Source organism: Variovorax sp. SG517, assembly GCF_013376045.1.
Classification (GTDB): domain Bacteria; phylum Pseudomonadota; class Gammaproteobacteria; order Burkholderiales; family Burkholderiaceae_C; genus Variovorax.
This window is the reverse complement of record NZ_JABMJG010000007.1, coordinates 292,529-311,312: the sequence shown is the minus strand read 5'-3', so window position 1 is coordinate 311,312 and position 18,784 is coordinate 292,529. Positions and strand designations below refer to the sequence as shown.

At 69.1% G+C, this 18,784-nt stretch carries 18 protein-coding genes; 4 read left to right on the top strand and 14 right to left on the bottom strand.

Going from position 1 to position 18,784, the window contains the following annotated elements; genetic code table 11:
• Positions 1-2: 2 nt before the first annotated feature.
• From FHT32_RS22640 to FHT32_RS22615, 6 genes are all read right to left on the bottom strand, one after another.
• Positions 3-890: an amidohydrolase family protein gene (locus FHT32_RS22640; protein ID WP_176666850.1), complete on the bottom strand. Its 888-nt coding sequence runs from the start codon at positions 888-890 to the stop codon at positions 3-5.
• 58 nt (positions 891-948) lie between these two features.
• Positions 949-1,389 (bottom strand): hypothetical protein, encoded by a 441-nt coding sequence (locus FHT32_RS22635; RefSeq protein WP_371132237.1) that lies wholly within the window; start codon positions 1,387-1,389, stop codon positions 949-951.
• A 33-nt stretch (positions 1,390-1,422) separates the two neighbouring features.
• Entirely contained in the window at positions 1,423-2,340 is a 918-nt protein-coding gene (locus tag FHT32_RS22630; RefSeq protein WP_176666849.1) for a bestrophin family protein, read from the bottom strand.
• Between the two features lie 36 nt (positions 2,341-2,376).
• On the bottom strand, positions 2,377-3,000 hold the full coding sequence (locus FHT32_RS22625; RefSeq protein ID WP_176666848.1) for a hemolysin III family protein: 624 nt from the start codon (positions 2,998-3,000) through the stop codon (positions 2,377-2,379).
• Between the two features lie 28 nt (positions 3,001-3,028).
• Positions 3,029-4,471, bottom strand: a complete 1,443-nt coding sequence (locus tag FHT32_RS22620) for a glycerophosphodiester phosphodiesterase family protein (RefSeq protein WP_176666847.1) — start codon at positions 4,469-4,471, stop codon at positions 3,029-3,031.
• 107 nt (positions 4,472-4,578) lie between these two features.
• A complete protein-coding gene (locus tag FHT32_RS22615) occupies positions 4,579-5,529 on the bottom strand; it encodes an AraC family transcriptional regulator (protein WP_176666846.1) in 951 nt (316 codons plus the stop codon).
• Positions 5,530-5,603: 74 nt separating this feature from the next.
• Here FHT32_RS22615 and FHT32_RS22610 point away from each other — a divergent pair, with 74 nt between their 5' ends.
• Positions 5,604-6,422 carry an SDR family oxidoreductase gene (locus tag FHT32_RS22610; RefSeq protein ID WP_176666845.1) on the top strand — a complete coding sequence of 273 codons (819 nt, stop codon included), beginning with the start codon at positions 5,604-5,606 and terminating at the stop codon, positions 6,420-6,422.
• A 16-nt stretch (positions 6,423-6,438) separates the two neighbouring features.
• Here the strand turns inward: FHT32_RS22610 and FHT32_RS22605 are convergent, their stop codons facing one another.
• The 3 genes from FHT32_RS22605 to FHT32_RS22595 are packed head-to-tail and all read right to left on the bottom strand — an operon-like array spanning position 6,439 to position 9,537.
• Entirely contained in the window at positions 6,439-7,209 is a 771-nt protein-coding gene (locus FHT32_RS22605) for a bifunctional 2-polyprenyl-6-hydroxyphenol methylase/3-demethylubiquinol 3-O-methyltransferase UbiG (RefSeq protein WP_176666844.1), read from the bottom strand.
• 18 nt (positions 7,210-7,227) lie between these two features.
• Entirely contained in the window at positions 7,228-8,982 is a 1,755-nt protein-coding gene (locus FHT32_RS22600) for an IlvD/Edd family dehydratase (RefSeq protein ID WP_176666843.1), read from the bottom strand.
• A 39-nt stretch (positions 8,983-9,021) separates the two neighbouring features.
• A complete protein-coding gene (locus FHT32_RS22595; protein WP_176666842.1) occupies positions 9,022-9,537 on the bottom strand; it encodes an O-acetyl-ADP-ribose deacetylase in 516 nt (171 codons plus the stop codon).
• Positions 9,538-9,703: 166 nt separating this feature from the next.
• Between FHT32_RS22595 and FHT32_RS22590 the strand changes: the two genes are divergently transcribed.
• Entirely contained in the window at positions 9,704-10,690 is a 987-nt protein-coding gene (locus FHT32_RS22590; RefSeq protein ID WP_176666841.1) for a sialic acid TRAP transporter substrate-binding protein SiaP, read from the top strand.
• On the opposite strand, the gene FHT32_RS22585 is transcribed toward FHT32_RS22590, so the two are convergent.
• The 3 genes from FHT32_RS22585 to FHT32_RS22575 form a co-directional block, all read right to left on the bottom strand.
• A complete protein-coding gene (locus FHT32_RS22585) occupies positions 10,687-12,111 on the bottom strand; it encodes a GTPase/DUF3482 domain-containing protein (protein ID WP_176666840.1) in 1,425 nt (474 codons plus the stop codon). The genes FHT32_RS22590 and FHT32_RS22585 overlap by 4 nt on opposite strands.
• Positions 12,108-13,502: a DUF2868 domain-containing protein gene (locus FHT32_RS22580; protein ID WP_176666839.1), complete on the bottom strand. Its 1,395-nt coding sequence runs from the start codon at positions 13,500-13,502 to the stop codon at positions 12,108-12,110. Before FHT32_RS22580 ends, FHT32_RS22585 begins: the two co-directional genes overlap by 4 nt.
• A 386-nt stretch (positions 13,503-13,888) precedes the next feature.
• A complete protein-coding gene (locus FHT32_RS22575; protein ID WP_176666838.1) occupies positions 13,889-14,494 on the bottom strand; it encodes a TetR/AcrR family transcriptional regulator in 606 nt (201 codons plus the stop codon).
• A gap of 55 nt (positions 14,495-14,549) precedes the next feature.
• On the opposite strand from FHT32_RS22575, the gene FHT32_RS22570 reads away from it, so the two are divergent.
• Positions 14,550-14,993 (top strand): VOC family protein, encoded by a 444-nt coding sequence (locus FHT32_RS22570; RefSeq protein ID WP_218088368.1) that lies wholly within the window; start codon positions 14,550-14,552, stop codon positions 14,991-14,993.
• A 6-nt stretch (positions 14,994-14,999) separates the two neighbouring features.
• On the opposite strand, the gene FHT32_RS22565 is transcribed toward FHT32_RS22570, so the two are convergent.
• Both FHT32_RS22565 and FHT32_RS22560 read right to left on the bottom strand, forming a co-directional pair.
• Complete coding sequence (locus FHT32_RS22565; RefSeq protein ID WP_176666837.1) at positions 15,000-16,856, bottom strand: ABC transporter ATP-binding protein; 1,857 nt, start codon at positions 16,854-16,856, stop codon at positions 15,000-15,002.
• A 21-nt stretch (positions 16,857-16,877) separates the two neighbouring features.
• Positions 16,878-17,837, bottom strand: a complete 960-nt coding sequence (locus tag FHT32_RS22560) for a LysR family transcriptional regulator (RefSeq protein ID WP_176666836.1) — start codon at positions 17,835-17,837, stop codon at positions 16,878-16,880.
• A 116-nt stretch (positions 17,838-17,953) separates the two neighbouring features.
• On the opposite strand from FHT32_RS22560, the gene FHT32_RS22555 reads away from it, so the two are divergent.
• The gene (locus FHT32_RS22555) at positions 17,954-18,781 is read left to right on the top strand and encodes a class III extradiol ring-cleavage dioxygenase (RefSeq protein ID WP_176666835.1); all 828 of its coding nucleotides are present in this window, start codon (positions 17,954-17,956) and stop codon (positions 18,779-18,781) included.
• Positions 18,782-18,784: the final 3 nt, after the last annotated feature.

The window sequence follows — 18,784 nt, the reverse complement described above, 5'->3', positions numbered from 1 at the left end:
GTTCAGCGCACGCCGAACAGCCCGGCGGCGTTGCCCCATGCGATGCGCCGCGCCACGTCGTCGGGCAGGTCGCCCAGCCAGGTCCGGTAGCCGCGCATCGTTTCGTCGTAGCTGCTCCAGCGCTGGTTGACCCAGGTGTCGGAGCCGACCATGAAGCGCTCCGGGTACTTGAGGATCAACGCTCGCCACTCGGGGCACAGCCTGCCGCCTTCGCAGGTGAGCCCCGGCCGGTAGGAGAGTTCGCCCATCAGCAGCGGATAGCGCTCCAGCAGCGCCTGCACCCGCTCCACCGGTGCGCCGCCGATGCCCGTGTGGGCCCAGATGAGGCGCAGCGACTGTCCCTTCGAAGGCGCATTTGCCATCAGCAGGTCGACCGCCACGTCGTCGACGTGAGCGAGCACTGCCAGCTTTTCCTTTTCCGCCAGCACGATCAGCTTCTTCGCCACCGGGCCGTTGGCGTTGGCGCTCTCGTACAGGTGGAACTCGCCCAGGCCGCGATAGGGGCCGCTGGCGGTGCCGCGAGCGAGTTCGGTCTGCACCATCTCGTAGATGGTCTCGTCGCGGAACCAGTTGGTGTAGTCGTCGCGGTTGCGGTAGAGGCGCACGAAGGGCACCACCGTCACGCCCGCCGCGCGCGTTTCGCGTGCCGCCGCGAGCGTCTGCGTGCCGGCATTGGGGCGCGAGTTCGCGATGATCGCCTTCACGTCGTTGCGCTGCATGCGCGCAAGCGCCTCGGAGGGCGGGAAGGGGCCGGTGTTGCCGTCCCAGGCTTCCTGGTTGTAGTGCAGGTGCGTGTCGAAGAGGGGGCCCTTGTAAGGAGCCGGTGTTCCCTGGGCGAACACGGTGCCGGCGGCCAGGAGCATGGCGATGGCGGATGCGGCGGCTTTCATGCGTACCCCTCGTGATGAAAGGAGCCGGATTATCCGGTCCTCGATGCGATGCCGAACGCTAGAGCTTCTTCCAAGTGAGGCCATCGGCCGAGCGATAGGTGCCGCCGCTCGCGCAGCAGCCGCCCGCACCGAAAGCGCGTCGCCCGAGCCTTGCCGTGAGCTGCCCCGCATCGAAGCTCAGCGACTGGCGCTCGCACGCGGTCGGCAACGGATAGGGCTCCGGAGCCAGCACGCTCTTCCATTCGAGCCGCCCTTGCGCGGTCTGCTGGACGCGCAGGACTTCGCAATCGTGGACGACAAGGTAAACCGCCTGGCCCGCCAGCGTGCCCTGGAACACCTGTTCGGCAGGCGCGGTGCGGATTGCGATTTCTTCCGCGCTGGGCTGGGGCGATTGCGTCGAAGCGGAAGAGCCGATGCCATCGCAGCCGGCGAGGAGGTCGGCCATGCCCGCCATCGACAGGAGCATGGCGCAGGCGGGGCGAGAGACGAATCTGGACACGGTCTACCCGATTTCTGCGCCGCACGGACCCGTTCAGGTCTGCAGGAAGCCTGCGGGCTCGGCCTCGGCCGACGCCGCCGGCTGGGGCTCGCCCAGCATCTCGCGCAGGGTCGACTCGATGGTGCGCGACATCGCGTCCAGCGCCAGGTCGTTGGGCTGCGTGCCGAAGGGCTCCTCTATCTCCGCGCCCAGCGCTTCCAGCGCGAAGAAGGTGTAGGCGACGAAGGCGACCACCACCGGCGTCATCGGGCCGATCGCGTCCACCAGCCCGAAGGGCAGCAGCACGCAATACAGGTAGATGGTGCGGTGGATGATGACGGAGTAGGTGAACGGTATCGGCGTGCTCGCGATGCGCTCGCAGCCGCCGAGCGCATCGGTCAGGCGCCCCAGCGGGAGTTCCATCGCCTGCACCAGCGATGGTTCCAGCCGGCCCTGCCTGCGCTGCTCGCGCATCCATTCGCCCATCATCAGCAGCAGCATCGCCGGCTTGAAGCGCGCGGTGCGCAGGCGGGCGCAGTCTTCCTCGGGCAGCAGCCGGGCCATGTCGGCCGCAGGGTCGGTGCCGCGCAACTGGTGGCGCAGCGCATGGACGAAGGCGATGAGGCGCATCGCGGCCGTGCGGGCTTCGGCGGGGTCTTCAGTCAGGGTCAGTGCCTGCCGGACCAGCACGCGGGTTTCGTTGAGCAGCGTGCCCCACAGCGTGCGGGCTTCCCAGAAGCGCGAATAGCTCGTGCTGTTGCGAAAGCCCAGGAAGATGGCCAGCGTGAGGCCGATGAGCGAGAAGGGCACGAAGTTGAGCGGCACCTTCCACTGGAAGAGCCGGCCGTGCAGCACCGTCACCAGCACCGCGAAGGCGGTGGTCCACACCAGCTGGGGCGCGATGTCCGACAGGACGGAGCCGCGCCATACGAAGAGCATGCGCAGCCAGTGGGGACGGGGTCGGACGATCATCGGTCGGCGATTATCCCCGCGACCAGCAGCGGAGAGCTAAAGCACGAACCAGCCCACCGCCACGTAGTGGCTCGTCGTTCCCGCGAGCACGAACAGGTGCCACGCTCCGTGCGCGTGGCGGAAGCCTTGCCTGTTGCGGTAGAACACCGTGCCCACGGTGTAGAAGGCTCCGCCGATCAGCAGCCAGGCGAGGCCTTCTGCGTCGAGCCGCGCGGCCAGCGGCGCGGCGGCCAGCACGACGAGCCAGCCCAGGCCGATGTACAGCGGCAGCGAGGGCTTCTTCGGCATGCCGTCCTTCGCCGGCAGCAACTCGCGCCGGATGCCGAAGAGCGCCACGCCCCAGATCGTGGCCAGCAGCAGCAGGCCCCACGGGCCTTGCATGGTGACCAGCGCGAAGGGCGTGTAGGTGCCGGCGATCAGCAGGTAGATGGCGCAGTGGTCGGCGCGCTCCCACACGCGCTTGAGCCGCCCGCGCGTGCTGTGGAAGAGGGTGGAGGCCGCGTAGAGCGCCACGGCCGAGAGCGAGAACACCAGCGCCCCCGCGATGCGTGCGGGGTCGCCCGTGGGCACGGTCTTCACCAGCAGCAGCGCCATCGCGGGCAGCGCGAGCAGCAGGCCCAGCAGATGGCTGTAGCCGTTGAGCCTTTCGCCCGGGTACATCGCTCGCGCCTTGCCCGGCCTGCGCGCCTCAGCGGCCCGATTCCTTCAGGTAGGTCTTGCGTGCCGCGAAGGCGGTGTTCGCGAAGTCCGAGAACACGCCGTCGATGCCGGCGCGGAAGTACGCGAGGTACTCTGCAGTCGGGTCGCCCTTGTAGACGCCTGCCAGGTACTTCGCCTCGTTGCGGAAGGTGTATGTGTGCACGAAGAGGCCGGCCTTGTGCGCGTCGGCGATCAGGCTGGTGGGCTTGATGGTGTTCACGTCGGCCAGGCCCTTGCCCGCGACGAAGGGCACGACGGTGTGGGCCATCACCTGCGGCTTCCAGGGGCCGATGCCGTCGGCGTAGGTCTTGACCTCGGCCAGGCCGGCGGGCGTGAGCATCTCGCCGAACCACTTCGGGTTGCCCGCCAGCGTCCAGCTGTAGGGGCGGCCATCGACGAAGGTGTAGACGTCCTTCGTGACGTAGATCATCTCGCCGGTCTGGTAGTTGATGTCGTTGCCGTCCACCAGCTGCACCGCGCGGGCCTTCATGCCGGCCGAGCGCAGGTACTTCAGGCTCTCGGGCTCGAAGCTCTGCACGAAGATCGGCGCGTCCTTGCGGTTGAGGTCGTTGAAGTTCATGACCTTCAGCAGCGCATCTTCCAGCGGATGGCTGCCCGCCGGGCCGCAGCCGTTGGCGATGGCCTGGGCGTTGTTCCAGATCGGATTCTTGGTTTCCGGATACACGGTGAGCGTGCGGCCGGTGGCGGCGCTCTTGGCCTTGGCGATGTCGATCAGCTCCTGGAAGCTGATGATCGGCAGCTTGCCGTTGAGGTCGGTCGGGCGCTGGTCCCTGGCGTCGTAGGTAGTGCCGCGAATCCACTGGCGCAGTTCGTCCATCGTGAAGTCGGTGATGGACCAGTCGTTGGTGTGGTCCTCTCCATCGACGATGAGCGACTTGAGCACCGACTTCGGATCGTTCGGGTCGGTCAGGTCGCTCAGGTACTGGGCCGGGCCGTTGGCCTCGATGGGCGGGTATTTCACGTCGACCAGCACGCCCGGCACGGTGCGCTTGCGGCCGGCGACGGTGGTGTTGGTCTTGGCGACCTCGGCAATGTTGGTGTTGTCGCTCAGCCAGGGGTTGTGGCGCGCGACCAGCACGCAGTCCTTCGTGAGGTGCAGGTCGGTCTCCAGCGAGTCGGCGCCGGCGTCGGCCGCGGCTTCGTAGGCGGTCTTCGTTTCTTCCGGATAGAGGCCCGGCAGGCCGCGATGGCCGATGACCAGGGGCACGGAGCCGTCGAGCGTGCCCAGCGGCGCGGGGGCGGGGGGCGCCGGCGTGGGAGCCGGTGCCGGGGCCGGTGCGGGCGGAAGGACCGGAAGCGAGATGCCTCCTCCGCTGCCGCCACCGCAGGCGGCGATCACCAGGCTTCCCCCGATGGCTGCGATGGTTGCGAGAACGGGACGAGGCGCGGGCGCAGGAACGCTCTTCTTCATATGCTTTTCGGATGTTGTTGAAAGAGAAACGAAGGCGGCCGGATGCTAGGTTTGCCCCGTGACGGGACAGTGACCGGCCAGGGGCCGCCGCGCCTGGGAGAGGGCGCTCAGGTGCTGCTGCCGCCCGCGCGACCGGTGCGCGCGAACGAGCTCGGAGACTGTCCGACCGAACGGCTGAAGGCCGCGCTGAACGCGCTGGCCGATTGATAGCCGATGGCATGCGCGACCTCGCCGAGCGAAAGGCCGTCGTGCCACAGCATGTCCTTGGCGAGCGCCATGCGCCATCGCAGCACGTATTCCATTGGCGGCACGCCGAGGATCCGCATGAAGTGCGAGGCAAACGCGGCGCGCGACATCCCGACCTTGCCCGCGAGATCCTCGATGGTCCAGCGCCGCGCCACGTCCTCGTGGATGAGCCGCAGCGCCTGTGCCATTCGCGCGTTCGCGAGGCCGGCGAGCAGGCCGGAGACCGGCGCATCGTCCTGCGCCGGGCGCCAGCGCAGCGCCTCGATCAGCATGATCTCCACCAGGCGCTGCAGGATGGCGTCGCCGCCGGGCCTGGGCGACGTGTTCTCCTCGTCGATGGCGCGTGCGATCCAGGCCAGCCGCGCCGCCTGGGCGTCGGTGGCCTTGATGTGGACCACGGCCGGCAGGAGCCCCACGAGCAGCGGCGCGCTTGTCGGATCGAACAGGAAGTAGCCGCCGAGCATCCGGACCGCCGCCTCGTCCCCCTGCGCGCCGTGGCGGATTTCTCCCACCGGGTTCGCGTCGGCGACGCGCATGGTCGGGCGCTTCATGGCCTCGAGGTCGCTGCCCATGCGGAAGCCGGGCGTCGCGGGCAGCAGGACGTAGTCGCCGGCCTCCATCAGGAAGGGTTCCGCCGACTCCAGGCCCAGCCAGCAGGAGCCCTCGAGCATCAGGCAGAAGCTGGGGTGCCCGTGGTTCGGGTACTGCACGGCCCAGCTTCCCGCCCCGCTGATGAACTTGGACAGCACGGTCCGCGGACGCAGCAGGGCCACGATGGAGGCCAGCGGGTCTGGATTTAGACGATCACGCATGAAATGCAGATTGCACGAGATGGATCGTCTCTGTCAACCAGCCTAGCATCAGCCGGTCTTGAAAGGAAACCCACTTGAAAACCGCACTCATCACCGGCTGCTCCTCGGGCTATGGCAAGGCCACGGCAGAGCACTTCCTGAAACAGGGCTGGAACGTCGTCGCGACGATGCGCAGGCCCGATCCGGCGCTGCTGGGCGAGCCGTCGCCGCGCCTTCGCGTGGTCCGCCTCGACGTGACGGACGCCGACAGCATCGCGCAGGCCATCGGCGAAGGCATGGCCGCCTTCGGCAGCATCGACGCGCTGGTGAACAACGCCGGCATCGGCCTGTTCTCGGCCCTGGAGGCCACGCCGATGGACACCATCCGCGAAGTGTTCGAGACCAACACCTTCGGCGTCATGGCAATGACCCAGGCCATGGTTCCGCTGATGCGCGAGCGCGGGGAGGGGACCATCGTCAACGTCACCTCCAGCGTCTGCTTCGCGGGCATGCCGCTGGTGGCGCCCTATGCGGCGAGCAAGTTCGCCATCGAAGGCTTTACCGAGGCCCTGTTCTTCGAGCTCGAATCGGTGGGCGTGCGCGTCAGGCTCGTCGAGCCCGGCTACGGCCCCGGCACGGCCTTCACGGCCAACGGCATGGAGCGCATGAACGGCCTGATCCCGCCGCCTTACCAGGCCTACGCGGGCCAGCTCATGGCGCAGTTCGCGAATGCCGGCGCGGTGACGACGCCCGACCAGGTGGCGGCGGCCGTCTTCGCCGCGGCGACGGAAGAGGCGGAACGGCTGCGCTTTCCGGCCGGGCCGGACAGCGCGCACCTGGCGGATGCACGGTGGAACAGCACCGACGAGCAGTTCCTTGCCGGCATGCGGTCGATGCTGCGCATGAAGAAGTGAGGCTGGCTCCGAAGGCTCAGCGCCGCGTGCCCACCAGCACCGGCTGGAAGAAGGTGTCGTCGATGCGCCGCACGTCCTGCAGCCCCGCCTCCTGCATCAGCTCGCACAGCCTCGTCGTCGCAATGGCGTAGTAGCGCGAGCGCATCACGCGCGTGCTCACGGCCTGCGTGGCGAGGTCTTCCGTGACGAAGAAGAAGCCCAGGTCGTAGTGTTCGCCCTTGCCGCCGTCGTCGAAGTCCCAGACCTGGAACAGCACGTGGCGCTTGCGGCCGTCCACGCGCGCGCCGTAGTGCTTCACGAGGTTGCTGCCGCGCTCTTCCTTCGCGTAGTCGCGCACGCTGACCACGCAGCCGCCGCCGGGGCGCAGGCAGGCCGTCATCTGGCGCAGGGCGGTGAGCAGGTCGGCGTCGGTCTGCAGGTGCGGCATGGAGTTGTCGCAGGAGATCACGACGTCGAAGCCGCCGCCGTGGTGCGTGTGCGCCTCGCGCATGTCGCACACCGAGAAGGCGATGCCGAGACCGCGCTGGCCGGCTTCCCGTTTCGCGCGCTCGATCTCCTCGGGCGACAGGTCCGAAGCCGTCACCGCATGGCCGAGCGCCGCAAGCCCCAGCGCCTGCGTGCCGATGCCGCATGACACGTCGAGCACCTTGCGATGCACGCCGCCGCCAGGCCATTCGGCTTCGATGAGCTGCGAAAGCTTGTCGCCCTGCACGCGGATGCTCTCGTTCCAGTCCGGATAGATCAGGTGATAGAGCGGGGCGAGTTCGTCGTAGAAGTCGTTGGTCATCCGCGCATTGTGCGGGGCCTAGCGCGGCACCTTGCCCGCGTTGCCCGGCGCGCGGAGGAAGTCGAAGTCCACTCCCTTGTCGGCCTGCGTCACGGTCTGCAGGAAGAGCTTGCGGTAGCCGCGCTCGGCGGTCGGCGCCACCGCTGGCGATTCCTTCGCGCGGCGCGCCAGTTCCTCGTCGGCCACCAGCAGCGAGATCTCGCGGTTCGCCACGCTGAGCCGGATGCGGTCGCCGCTGCGCACATAAGCCAGCGGCCCGCCGATGGCCGACTCGGGCGTCACGTGCAGCACGATGGTGCCGAAGGCGGTGCCGCTCATGCGGCCGTCGGAGATGCGCACCATGTCCTTCACGCCGGCCCGGGCGAGCTTGCGCGGGATCGGCAGGTAGCCCGCCTCCGGCATGCCCGGCGCGCCCTTGGGGCCGATGTTCTTGAGCACCAGCACGTCGTGCGGCGCGACGTCGAGCTGGTCGCTGTCGATGCGGCGCGCGAGGTCCTCGGCGTTCTCGAAGACCACGGCGCGGCCTTCGTGCTCCATCAGCGCCGGGTCGGCGGCCGACTGCTTGATGATCGCGCCGCCCGGCGCCAGGTTGCCCCACAGCACCGCGATGCCGCCCTGCGGGTAGATCGGCCGCGCCACCGGGCGAACCACGTCCTGCGCGAACCCGGGGCCGGCACTCTCGATCTCCTCGCCCAGCGTGCGGCCCGTGACGGTGAGGGCGTCGAGGTGCAGCAGCGGCTTGAGCTCGCGCAGCAGCGTGGCCATGCCGCCCGCGGCGTGGAAGTCTTCCATGTAGTGCTGGCCCGAGGGCTTCAGGTCGAGCAGCACCGGCGTCTCGCGGCCCATGCGGTCGAGCGCGTGCAGGTCGATGTCCAGGCCCATGCGCCCGGCGATGGCCGCGAGGTGGACGATGCCGTTGGTCGAGCCGCCGATGGCCAGCAGCACGCGCATCGCGTTCTCGAAGGCGGCCGGGGTCAGCACCTTGTCGATGGTGAGGCGCTCGCGCGCGATCCGCACCGCCTGCGCGCCGGTCTGCTCGGCGATGCGGATGCGGTCGGCCGTGACGGCTGGCGGCGAGGCCCCGCCCGGCACCGTCATGCCCAGCGCCTCGGCGATGCAGGCCATGGTGCTGGCCGTGCCCATGACCGAGCAGGTGCCCACGCTCGCCACCAGCTGGTTGTTGACGTCGGCGGTTTCCTCCGCGTCGATCTCGCCCGCGCGATAGCGGGCCCAGTAGCGCCGGCAGTCGGTGCAGGCGCCCACGCGCTCGCCGCGGTGGCTGCCGGTGAGCATCGAGCCGGTGATGAGTTGAATGGCCGGCAGCCCCGCCGACGCCGCGCCCATGAGCTGCGCCGGCACGGTCTTGTCGCAGCCGCCGATGAGCACCACCGCGTCCATGGGCTGCGCGCGCACCATCTCCTCGGTGTCCATGGCCATGAGGTTGCGCAGGTACATGCTGGTCGGCGCGGCGAAGCTCTCGTGCACCGAGATGGTCGGGAACTCCATCGGCAGCCCGCCCGCGAGCATCACGCCGCGCTTCACGGCCTCGATGAGCTGCGGCGCGTTGCCGTGGCAGGGGTTGTAGGCGCTGCCGGTGCTGGCGATGCCGATCACCGGGCGGTCGAGCGCGGCATCGGTGTAGCCCGCGCCCTTGATGAAGGCCTTGCGCAGGAAGAGCGAGAAGCCGCGGTCGCCGTAGCTGGTGAGGCCCTTGCGCATGCCGGCGTCGGCGTTGCCGTCGTTGTCGTCGGGCTCGAATTTGGATTCGGTCATGGGATTTGGAGTTGGTTTTTCTTCGGGGCCGATGCCGGATCAGGCCAGCACGGCTTCATAGATGGCAAGGTCGCCGGCCGAGAAGCAGCAGAAGACGACTTCCTCGACCGGCGACGCCGCATCCGCCAGTGCCTCCCGCACCGTGCTCACCGCGAGCCTTGCCGCCGGCTCCACGGGGTAGCCGTAGATGCCGGTGCTGATGCCAGGAAACGCGATGCTGCGAACGCCGTGCGCCGCCGCGAGCGCCATCGAACGCCGGTAGCACGAGGCCAGCAGCTCCGGCTCGCCCGACCCGCCGCCGCGCCATACGGGCCCGACGGTGTGGATGACGAAGCGGGCGGGCAGCCGGTAGCCCTTGGTGAGCTTCGCATCGCCCGTCTTGCAGCCGCCCAGCAGCCGGCATTCATGCACCAGCTCGGGCCCGGCCGCGCGATGGATAGCGCCGTCCACGCCGCCGCCGCCGAGCAGCGAGGAGTTGGCGGCGTTGACGATGGCGTCCACCCGCAGGGTCGTGATGTCGGCGCGGATGGCGCGCAGAGTGGTCGTAGGGGTCATGTGCCGAGGCATCGTAGGCGTGCTGGCCGGAGTCGGGCAAACCCGATTACGAAGAAGGTTTCAAATACTTACGATTCCAGCGCCGGACGCATTCGCCCGGCACCCGTCGCCGCGTGGCTTCGATCTTGCATGGGGTGCGGGCTGTTCTCAACCCGAGGGAGAGTCGATGAAAAGCTTGTTGCCGTGGCGCCGCGCTGGTGTTTTTCTCTGCATGGCGTTCGCGGGCGCGGTGGCTGCCCACGCGCAGGTGCTGCAGTTCAAGTGGGGCCACGTCTACGAGCCCACGAGCATCTTCCACCAGCAGGCCGAGCTGGCGGCGCGCAAGATCGCCGAGCAGTCCGAAGGCAAGATCAAGATAGAGGTGGTGCCTTCTTCCAAGCTGGGGCAGGAGGGCGACTATCCGCTGATGCTGGCGAACGACTCGGTGCAGATCGCCTACGTCGGGCAGGCCACGCTGGCCGAGGGCTATCCGCCGCTGAGCCTGGCGAGCTATCCCTTCGCCTTCAAGGACCTCGACCACATGCGCAAGTACCTGGCGAGCCCGCTGCTGGCCGAGCTCATGAAGGGCTACAACGAGAGGAGCGGCAACCGCATGGTCGCCTCCGTCTACTACGGCGCGCGCCAGGTCACCTCGGCCAAGCCGCTGGCCAGGCCGGAAGACTTCCGCGACCTGCGCCTGTACGTGCCCGCCGCCGCGGCCTACCAGCTCTTCGCCACCGCGGTCGACGCCAAGCCGGTGACGCTGCCCTTCATGAGCCTGTACGGCTCGCTCAAGAAGAGCGAAGTCGAGGCGCAGGAAAACCCGCTGGATATCGTCAAGTCGAAGAAGCTCTACGAGGTGCAGAAGTACGTGCTGCTGACCGCGCACGTCTACGACACACTGGGCATCGTCATCGGCAAGGCCGCGTGGGGCAGGCTGAATCCGCAGCAGCAGGCGATGGTCGAGAAGGTGCTGGTGGAAACCGCCAAGTGGACCAACGTCGGCGTGATTGCCGGCGAGCTGGAGGACGAGAAGTTCCTGCGCGACAAGGGCATGACCGTGACGCAGGCCAACCGGCTGCCGTTCCTGGAACGGGTCGGCAAGCGCTCCACGCCCGAGCAGATGGGCGCGCGGCCGGGCGACTACGCGCGGCTGCAGGCGCTGGTGAACTAGGGCGCTTCGACGAAGGCGCGCTGGAGCGCCAGCGACAGCTCCGCCACCAAGGACTCGCGCTGCGGTGAAGGGCGCCAGAAGCTGCGCGTCGTGATGCCGCCGGCTTCCCACTCAGGATGGTTGCGCGCCGGCTGCGCGCCGCGCACCGCGGCGGCGGCAGCGCGCGTGGACGCATCGCCGTCCTCGGGCGATTCGGCGGTGATGCGCTGCGTGGCCGCATGCCCGCGCAGTTCCAGGGCCTGGGTCAGCTTCAACTGCCACGCGGCCAGCGCGAAGAGCACGCCGTCTTCCACGGTGAGCTCGTGCACGTCGCGCAGCTTGTTGGCCAGCTTGCGCCCGAGCGGCCCCAGGCCCTGCGACACCGCGCCGCCGATGGCTCCGCCGAGCGCCGCGCCCGCGCCCAGCGATATGCCGGCCACGGCCAGGTCGGCCACCACGCCCACCGCCGCGCCGATGACCGCGCCCTTGCCCAGGCGCAGGCCGGCGTCCTTCATCGCCTCGGGGCTGAAGAAGTCCAGCGTCCAGCGGCCTTCGATGATCGGCAGCGGCGCCTCGTCGGTATCGCCCTGGCGAAAGCCGTAGAGCGCGAGCAGGTCGTCGGTGCAGCGCTGGGCCTTGTCGAACACGGCCTTCTGCAGCGCCGCGACGAGCGCCTTGCGGCGTGCTTCGTCGGCGAACTCGGTGGACGGCACCGTGCGGCGCACCGCCGCGGCATCGACCAGCAGGTCGGCGATGCGCGCGCATGCCGACTGCCGGCGCCCGGCCGCTTCGGAAGCCAGCGCCTCGACCACGCCGCGCAGCAGTTCGCGCCGATCGCGCAGCAGCGTGGCGAGGTCGCCGTACAGGTCCTGCTCGGCGCCGACGAAGGGCGCCGCCGCATCGAAGCGCACCTGCACATGCAGGCCGTAGGCCGAGAGCAGCTCTTTCCACGCCGGCTCGCGGCTGGCGGTGTCGCGCACGAAGTTGAGCACCGGCAGCACCGGCCGCGCGCAGGAGTTGAGCAGCTCGATCTCGTCGCGGAACTTGGGCAGCACCGGCTCGCGCACGTCGATGACCAGGAAGGCGGCGTCGATGTCGAGCATGGTGCGCAGCACCTTGGCCTCCTGCTCGAACACCCCGTGGGCCTCGGGGCCCTGCAGGAAGCGGCGGATGCGTTCCGGCGGCGTTGCCTGCGCATCGAAGCCGGCGAGGTGCTCGCGCAGCGCGACGGCGTCTTCCAGGCCCGGCGTGTCGAAGAAGCGCACGGCGGCTTGGCCGTTCACGTCGAGATCGACCGATTCGACATGGCGCGTGGTACCCGGGCGCTGCGACACCTCGCCGAAGTCGACGCGCCGCGTGAGCGTGCGCAGCAGCGAGGTCTTGCCGGCGTTGGTGTGGCCGACGACGGCGATGCGGATGGCTTGCTGTGGCTGGTGCGTCATGGCGCGATGTCCGGGCGGTCGCTGGCGGTGATGCGTTCGAGGCCGGTGTCGCGCAGCCAGTCGAGCCAGCGCTGCGTGGCGCCGGCATCGGGGGCGCCGGCCAGCCAGAGGCGGCATTCGCCGCAATGCATCAGCACCTCGCGCAGGAAGCGTTCGGTGCCCCGGTCGGGGCTTGACACGGCATGGCAGACCACCATCACCGTGCGCGGGCGGGCCTGGGCCAGCTGGTCGAGCAGGGCGCGCCGCGCGGGGGCGCTGCCGTCGATGCGCTGCGCGTGCGCTGCGAACTCGGCGGGAAGCCCGGCTGGCGGCCAGGGCATGTCCGGCGGCAATTCGAAGCCGATGACGAAGAGGGTGTCGTGCAGCTGCGAGGCCGGCAGGCTCGCGGGCATGGCGCCGCGCAGGCGGCCCGGGTCGGCATCGACGATGCTTGCCGGCGCGAGCGCGGTGAAGCGGGCCGCCAGCTTGCGGTAGTAGGGCTCCTGCCATTCGGGCTGCAGCGCCTTGCGGCGGCTGCGCAGGACGGCGGCGCTGAGCAGCACCAGCAACAGGCGCGGCAGCAGCCCGTAGACCGCGATGCAGCCGGTGAGCCACAGCGCCCAGGTGCGCTGGCCCGCGGCGCCGGGGGTGGCGGGGGTGGCGGCCATCACCGTGGCGGCATCGGGAACGGGAAAACCCAGCTTCGCCGGCGCCCAGCCCAGCGCCTGCACCGCGCGCACGAAGAATTCCGGATCGAGGATCGTCGTCTCCCAGCTCAGCGTGTAGCTGCGGAACGCGAGCGCGAACAGCATCGCGGCGAGCACTACCGTGAACGAAAGAGACCAGATCCCGTGGCTCACCAGGCCGAAGGCCCAGGGCAGCAGCTTCGCGCGCGACAGCAGCCCCGTGGCCGCGCGCACCAGCACCGGCGCCTGCCCGCGCTTGCCGCCTGCCACGCGAGCGGTGAGCGACAGCCAGATCCAGCCGAGCGAAGCGGTATTGACGGAGCCGAGCGGCAACAACAGGCCCAGCAGCCACATCAGCAGCGTGAGCGCGTGCAGGCCCAGCAGGCTCGCGAGCGCGACGATCACGTTGATGTGGCGCTCGCCGCCGCCGACCACGTTGCCCGCCAGCCCCAGCCCCGCAATCACGATCAGCGCCGCGAGCCCAAGCAGCACCCAGGGTGCCCATTGGCGGGCGCGTGCGAGTTCGGGCTGGAGGCCGATGCGCTCGCCCAGCAGCAGCGCGCGCTGGGTGATCCCTTCGTGGGCATCGGCTGTGCGGGAGGCCGCCAGGCGCAGGGCCTGCGCGTCGTCGAGCGGGCCGTTCTGCTCGGTCCATCGGATGGCCTCGGTGATCACTGCATCCGGAAAGGCAGGTTCGCGCAGCGCGGTCAACGCGGTGTTGGTCAACAGGGTCCCTTCGCAGCCAGTCGTATCGCTCACTGATCGCTTGGAGATCGCTCAATGAGGCTCCTGCGCGGCGCAGGGGCGCGCAAATTATGCCCGGCAGGTTCCGAGCGGCCGGGACCAGGCACGACGAAGAACGGGGCCGCGAACGGCCCCGTTTGAGGGGATGCGCGCGGGGCTAGCGGAGGCCGAAGAACGAGAGCACGGCGACGACGACCACGACCAGACCGACGATGTAAATGATGGAATTCACGCGAGGACTCCTCTGCTGTGTTGAAGACGAATTCAGCATTGCGCTTCCTTCGGGTCCTCGCTGTCGGCAGGGGGCGGCGGGCGCTGTAGGCGTGTGTGAAGCACCGCACCGGGTTTGTCCGGCATGCCGGCGGCCGTCAGCGCTTCCTGGCCGGGCCCAGGGTGCGTTCCAGCAGCCACAGCATCGCCGCCCGGGTTTCTTCCACGTTCGCGCCTGCATCGATGGCCAGCGCGGTCCGGTCGAAGGCCGCCGCGAGCAACTGCGTTACAGCATCGAGCGACACCTCGTCCTTGCCCACGCCGGCACGCGCCAGCCCTTCGCGAAGCGATGCGGCCGAAGTCGCGTTGTCCATGGCCACGATCTCCTCCATGCCCAGCACCGCGGGGCCGTCGATCAGCAGCAGCCGCGTGCGGCCCGGTGCCGTCATCGCGCTCAGGTAGGCCTTGCTGCCTTCGAGCAGCGCCTCGCGCGCCGAGAGCTGCTCGGGCGCGGCCGCCTCGATGTCGGCCGCCACGGCCTGGCCCTCGCGCAGCAGCACCTGGCGGAACAGGTCGCGCTTGTCGGTGAAGTGGTGGTATAGCGCGCCACGCGTGATGCCTGCGGCCACCGCGATCTCGGGCGTGGAGGTGTCGCCGTAGCCCTTGTCGACGAAGAGGGCGCGCGCGGCGTCGAGCAGGGCGAGGCGGGTGGTTTCGGTGCGTTCGCGGTTGGTCCTGACCGTTTCGGAACTGGTTTTGCTCATTTACATGCAGCCTGTCGGTAAGTTATATTCAATTTACATGCAGTCTGTATGTTAAATGAAAGGATCGATCGTGAAGGTGACGAGCTACTACCCCGTTCTCATGACCAACGACGTCGCGGGAACGGCGGATTTCTACAAGGCGCATTTCGGCTTCGTGCCACTGTTCACCAGCGACTGGTACGTGCACCTGCAACTGGCGGACGAGCCTTCGGTGAACCTCGCCGTGCTCGACGGCCGGCACGAGACCATTCCGGCCGCCGCGCGCGGGCAGGTGGCGGGCGGCACGCTGCTGAACTTCGAGGTGGAAGACCCCGACGCGGTGCACGACCGGCTGAAGGCCGCCGGCCTGCCGATCCTGCTGCCGCTGCGCGACGAGGCCTTCGGCCAGCGCCACTTCATCACGCGCGACCCGAACGGCGTGCTGATCGACATCATCAAGCCGATCCCGCCGTCGGGCGAATTCGCCGCGCAGTACAAGGCCGGCGCTCTCCCGACCTGATTCAGATCAGGCGCGCAGCGCCTCGTCTTCTTCCAGGCTGTCGCCGAGGAAGCCGCCGCTCTGGTGCGCCCACAGCCGCGCGTACAGCCCGCCCTGGGCCATCAGCGTGCGGTGGTCGCCTTCTTCCACCACGCGGCCTTCGTCGAGCACGATGAGCCGGTCCATCGCGGCGATGGTCGACAGGCGGTGCGCGATGGCGATCACGGTCTTGCCTTCCATCAGCGTGTAGAGGCTCTGCTGGATGGCAGCCTCCACTTCCGAGTCGAGCGCGCTGGTGGCCTCGTCGAGCAGCAGGATCGGCGCGTCCTTCAGCATCACGCGCGCAATGGCCACGCGCTGGCGCTGGCCGCCCGAGAGCTTCACGCCGCGCTCGCCCACGTGCGCCTCGTAGCCGCGCCGGCCGCTCGCGTCGCCCAGCGTCTGGATGAAGTCGTGCGCCTCGGCGCGCCTGGCGGCCGCCTCGATCTGCTCCTTGGTTGCATCGGGCCGGCCGTAGGCGACGTTGTCGGCCACCGAGCGGTGCATGAGCGAGGTGTCCTGGGTGACCATGCCGATATGGCTGCGCAGCGAGTCCTGCGTGACGTGCGCGATGTCCTGCCCGTCGATCAGGATGCGGCCGCTTTCCAGGTCGTGGAAGCGCAGCAGCAGGTTCACCAGCGTCGACTTGCCCGCACCCGAGCGGCCGACCAGGCCGATCTTCTCGCCGGGCTTCACCGTCAGCGTCAGGTCGTCGATCACGCGGCGGCCCGCGTCGGCGTAGCGGAAGCTCGCGTGCTCGAAGCGCACCTCGCCGCGCGGCACCTCGAGCGCCTTCGCGTCGGCGGCGTCGACCACCGTGCGCGGGCGCGACAGCGTCTTCATGCCGTCCTGCACCGTGCCGATGTTCTCGAACAGGCTGGTCATCTCCCACATGATCCAGTGCGACATGCCCTGCAGCCGCAGCGCCATCGCCGTGGCCGCCGCCACCGCGCCGATGCCGACCGCGCCGTGCGACCAAAGCCACAGCGCCACGCCCGCCATGCCGGCCGTGAGGCCCATGCTCAGCGTGTGGTTGACGATCTCGAAGGCGCTCACCAGCCGCATCTGGCCGTAGCCCGTCTTCATGAATTCGCGCATCGCATCGCGCGCGAAGCCGGCTTCGCGCTGCGTGTGCGAGAACAGCTTGACGGTGGCGATGTTGGTGTAGGCGTCGGTCACGCGGCCGGTCATGAGCGCGCGCGCGTCGGCCTGCTCCTTGCCGACCTTGCCCAGGCGCGGCACGAAGTACACCAGCGAGCCGATGTACAGCGCGAGCCAGATCAGGAAGGGCCAGACCAGCTGCGCGTCGAGCAGGCCCACCAGGATGATCATCGTGGCCACGTACACGCCCATGGCCACCAGCACGTCGGCCAGCACGAACACGGTGTCGCGCACCGCCAGCGCGGTCTGCATGACCTTGGCCGTGATGCGGCCCGCGAACTCGTCCTGGTAGAAGGCCATGCTCTGGCCCAGCATCAGCCGGTGGAAGTTCCAGCGCAGGCGCATCGGCAGGTTCACCGCGAGCGTCTGGTGCTTCACGATGGTCTGCAGCGCCACCACCACGATGCTGATGACCAGGAAGGCGGCCAGCCACATCAGCGTGCCGCCGCGGTCCTGCCAAAGGCGCGAGGGCTCCTGGCCCGCGAGCCAGTCGACGATGCGCCCGAGGATGGCGAACAGCGCCGCCTCGAAGATCGACATGGCGGCGGTGAGCAGCGCCATCACCGCGATCTTGCCCCGCACGCCATGCGTGCAGGCCCAGAGGAAGGCGAGGAAGCCCTGCGGCGGCAGCGCGGGTTCTGCGGCGGGGTAGGGGTGAAGGAGTTTTTCGAAGAAGCGGAACAAGGGCACAGTCTCCCGGAGAGCTCAGGACTTTAGCCGCGCATGCATGACCTTGCCCCGAAAAGGTGCGTTCTTCGGCAAGCGCTCGGCAGGCTCCATCTCGCCCAGCCTTTCGCCCAGGAAGTCGATGAAAGTACGCAGCTTGGGCGACATGTACTGCCGGCTGGTGTACACCGCGAAGAGCGTCACGGGCGTGGCCTCGAAATCCGGCAGCAGCCGCACCAGGCGGCCCTGCACGATGTCGTCGTCGATCAGCCAGGTGGGCATGTAGGCGATGCCCATGTCCGCGCGCACCGCATGCAGCGTGAGCGTGGTGTCGTCCGAGCGCATGGCCGGCACCAGCCGCAGCGGAAACATCCGCCCGCCCGGGCCCTTGAGCGCGAGGTTGTCCAGGTTCACGTAGCTGGGCACGATCGCGCCCACCCGTGCGAGATCGGCCGGCACCGAGGGCATGCCGCCCGTGCGCTCCAGGCAGGCCGGCGTGCCCGCGAGGAAGAAGGGCACGCGGCACAGCGGCCGGGCGATCAGCGCGGGCGAGGGCTCCTGCGTGGCGCGCAGCGCGAGGTCGTAGCCGTCGGCCGCCAGATCGACCTTGCGGTTCTCCAGATGCATGTCGACCAGCACTTCGGGGTACTTCTCTCTGTAGTCGGCCAGCACTCGGGCGAAGCGCGGCGTGGCGCACCACACGGGCGCGCTCACCTTGAGCTGGCCGCGTGGCGTGTCGTGCGCCTGGCCGATGGCGGCCTCGGCCGCGTCGAGCAGGTCGAGCGCGCGGCGGCTCTGCTCGTACCAGGCAGTGCCGGCCTCGGTCAGGCTCAGGTGGCGGCTGGAGCGGTGCAGCAGCCGCGCGCCCAGCGACTTCTCCAGCTGAGCGACATGCTTGCTGGCCATCGGCGGCGACATGCCCAGCCGCTCGGCCGCCGCCACGAAGCTGCCCGCTTCCACGACTTCGCGGAACACCCGCAGGCTGGTCATCCGGTCCATGAGAGAACGTCCTTCTCGAAGATTTCCTGGCAGGAACTGATTCGATGCATCGTAGCCTGTCGATTTCTTACGGGGAAATGTCTAGAGTCGATGCAACGCTTTCAAGGAGCATCGACTTGACCCACGACAACACCGCTGTTTCGCCGCGCCTGCCCACGTACTTCATTTCGCACGGCGGCGGCCCCTGGCCCTGGATGAAGAAGGAAATGGGCCCGACCTACGACCGGCTCGAAGCCTCGCTGGCCGACATGCCGCGCCAGATCGGCCGCACCCCCGCCGCCATCCTGATGGTGTCGGCGCACTGGGAGGCGCCCGCCTTCACGGTGCAGGGCAACCCCAAGCCGCCCATGATCTACGACTACGGCGGCTTCCCTCCTCACACCTACGAGGTGCACTACGACTCGCCCGGTTCGCCCGAACTGGCGCAGCGCGTGCAGTCGCTCATCGCCGCCGCCGGCCTGCCGGTGCAGATCGACCCCCAGCGCGGCTACGACCACGGCATGTTCTCGCCGATGGCCGCGATCTACCCCAAGGCCGACGTACCGGTGGTGCAGCTGTCGCTGCGCCGCGGCCTCGACCCCGCCGAGCACCTCGCGCTGGGCCGTGCGATCGCACCGCTGCGCGACGAGAACGTGCTGATCGTCGGCAGCGGGCTGAGCTATCACAACCTGCGCAACTTCGGCCCGCAGGCGCATGGCGTGTCGAAGGCTTTCGACGATTGGCTCGAAGCCGCGGTGGCGAAGAGCTCCGCCGGCGAGCGCAGCGCGCAGCTGCTCGATTGGGAGTCAGCCCCCGCGGCGCGCATGGCGCATCCACGCGAGGAACACCTGATTCCGCTGATGGTGGCCGTCGGCGCCGCCGAGGGCGAGGCCGGCGAGCGCGTCTATCACGAGGACGCGTTCATGGGCGGACTGGTGGTGTCGAGCTTCCGCTTCGGCGCCTGACGT

Coding starts and splice junctions, on each gene's coding strand:
- FHT32_RS22640 (WP_176666850.1), bottom strand. CDS start 890: ATGAAAGCCGCCGCATCCGCCATCGCCATGCTCCTGGCCGCCGGCACC.
- FHT32_RS22630 (WP_176666849.1), bottom strand. CDS start 2,340: ATGATCGTCCGACCCCGTCCCCACTGGCTGCGCATGCTCTTCGTATGG.
- FHT32_RS22625 (WP_176666848.1), bottom strand. CDS start 3,000: ATGTACCCGGGCGAAAGGCTCAACGGCTACAGCCATCTGCTGGGCCTG.
- FHT32_RS22620 (WP_176666847.1), bottom strand. CDS start 4,471: ATGAAGAAGAGCGTTCCTGCGCCCGCGCCTCGTCCCGTTCTCGCAACC.
- FHT32_RS22615 (WP_176666846.1), bottom strand. CDS start 5,529: ATGCGTGATCGTCTAAATCCAGACCCGCTGGCCTCCATCGTGGCCCTG.
- FHT32_RS22605 (WP_176666844.1), bottom strand. CDS start 7,209: ATGACCAACGACTTCTACGACGAACTCGCCCCGCTCTATCACCTGATC.
- FHT32_RS22600 (WP_176666843.1), bottom strand. CDS start 8,982: ATGACCGAATCCAAATTCGAGCCCGACGACAACGACGGCAACGCCGAC.
- FHT32_RS22595 (WP_176666842.1), bottom strand. CDS start 9,537: ATGACCCCTACGACCACTCTGCGCGCCATCCGCGCCGACATCACGACC.
- FHT32_RS22590 (WP_176666841.1), top strand. CDS start 9,704: ATGAAAAGCTTGTTGCCGTGGCGCCGCGCTGGTGTTTTTCTCTGCATG.
- FHT32_RS22585 (WP_176666840.1), bottom strand. CDS start 12,111: ATGACGCACCAGCCACAGCAAGCCATCCGCATCGCCGTCGTCGGCCAC.
- FHT32_RS22575 (WP_176666838.1), bottom strand. CDS start 14,494: ATGAGCAAAACCAGTTCCGAAACGGTCAGGACCAACCGCGAACGCACC.
- FHT32_RS22570 (WP_218088368.1), top strand. CDS start 14,550: ATGAAAGGATCGATCGTGAAGGTGACGAGCTACTACCCCGTTCTCATG.
- FHT32_RS22560 (WP_176666836.1), bottom strand. CDS start 17,837: ATGGACCGGATGACCAGCCTGCGGGTGTTCCGCGAAGTCGTGGAAGCG.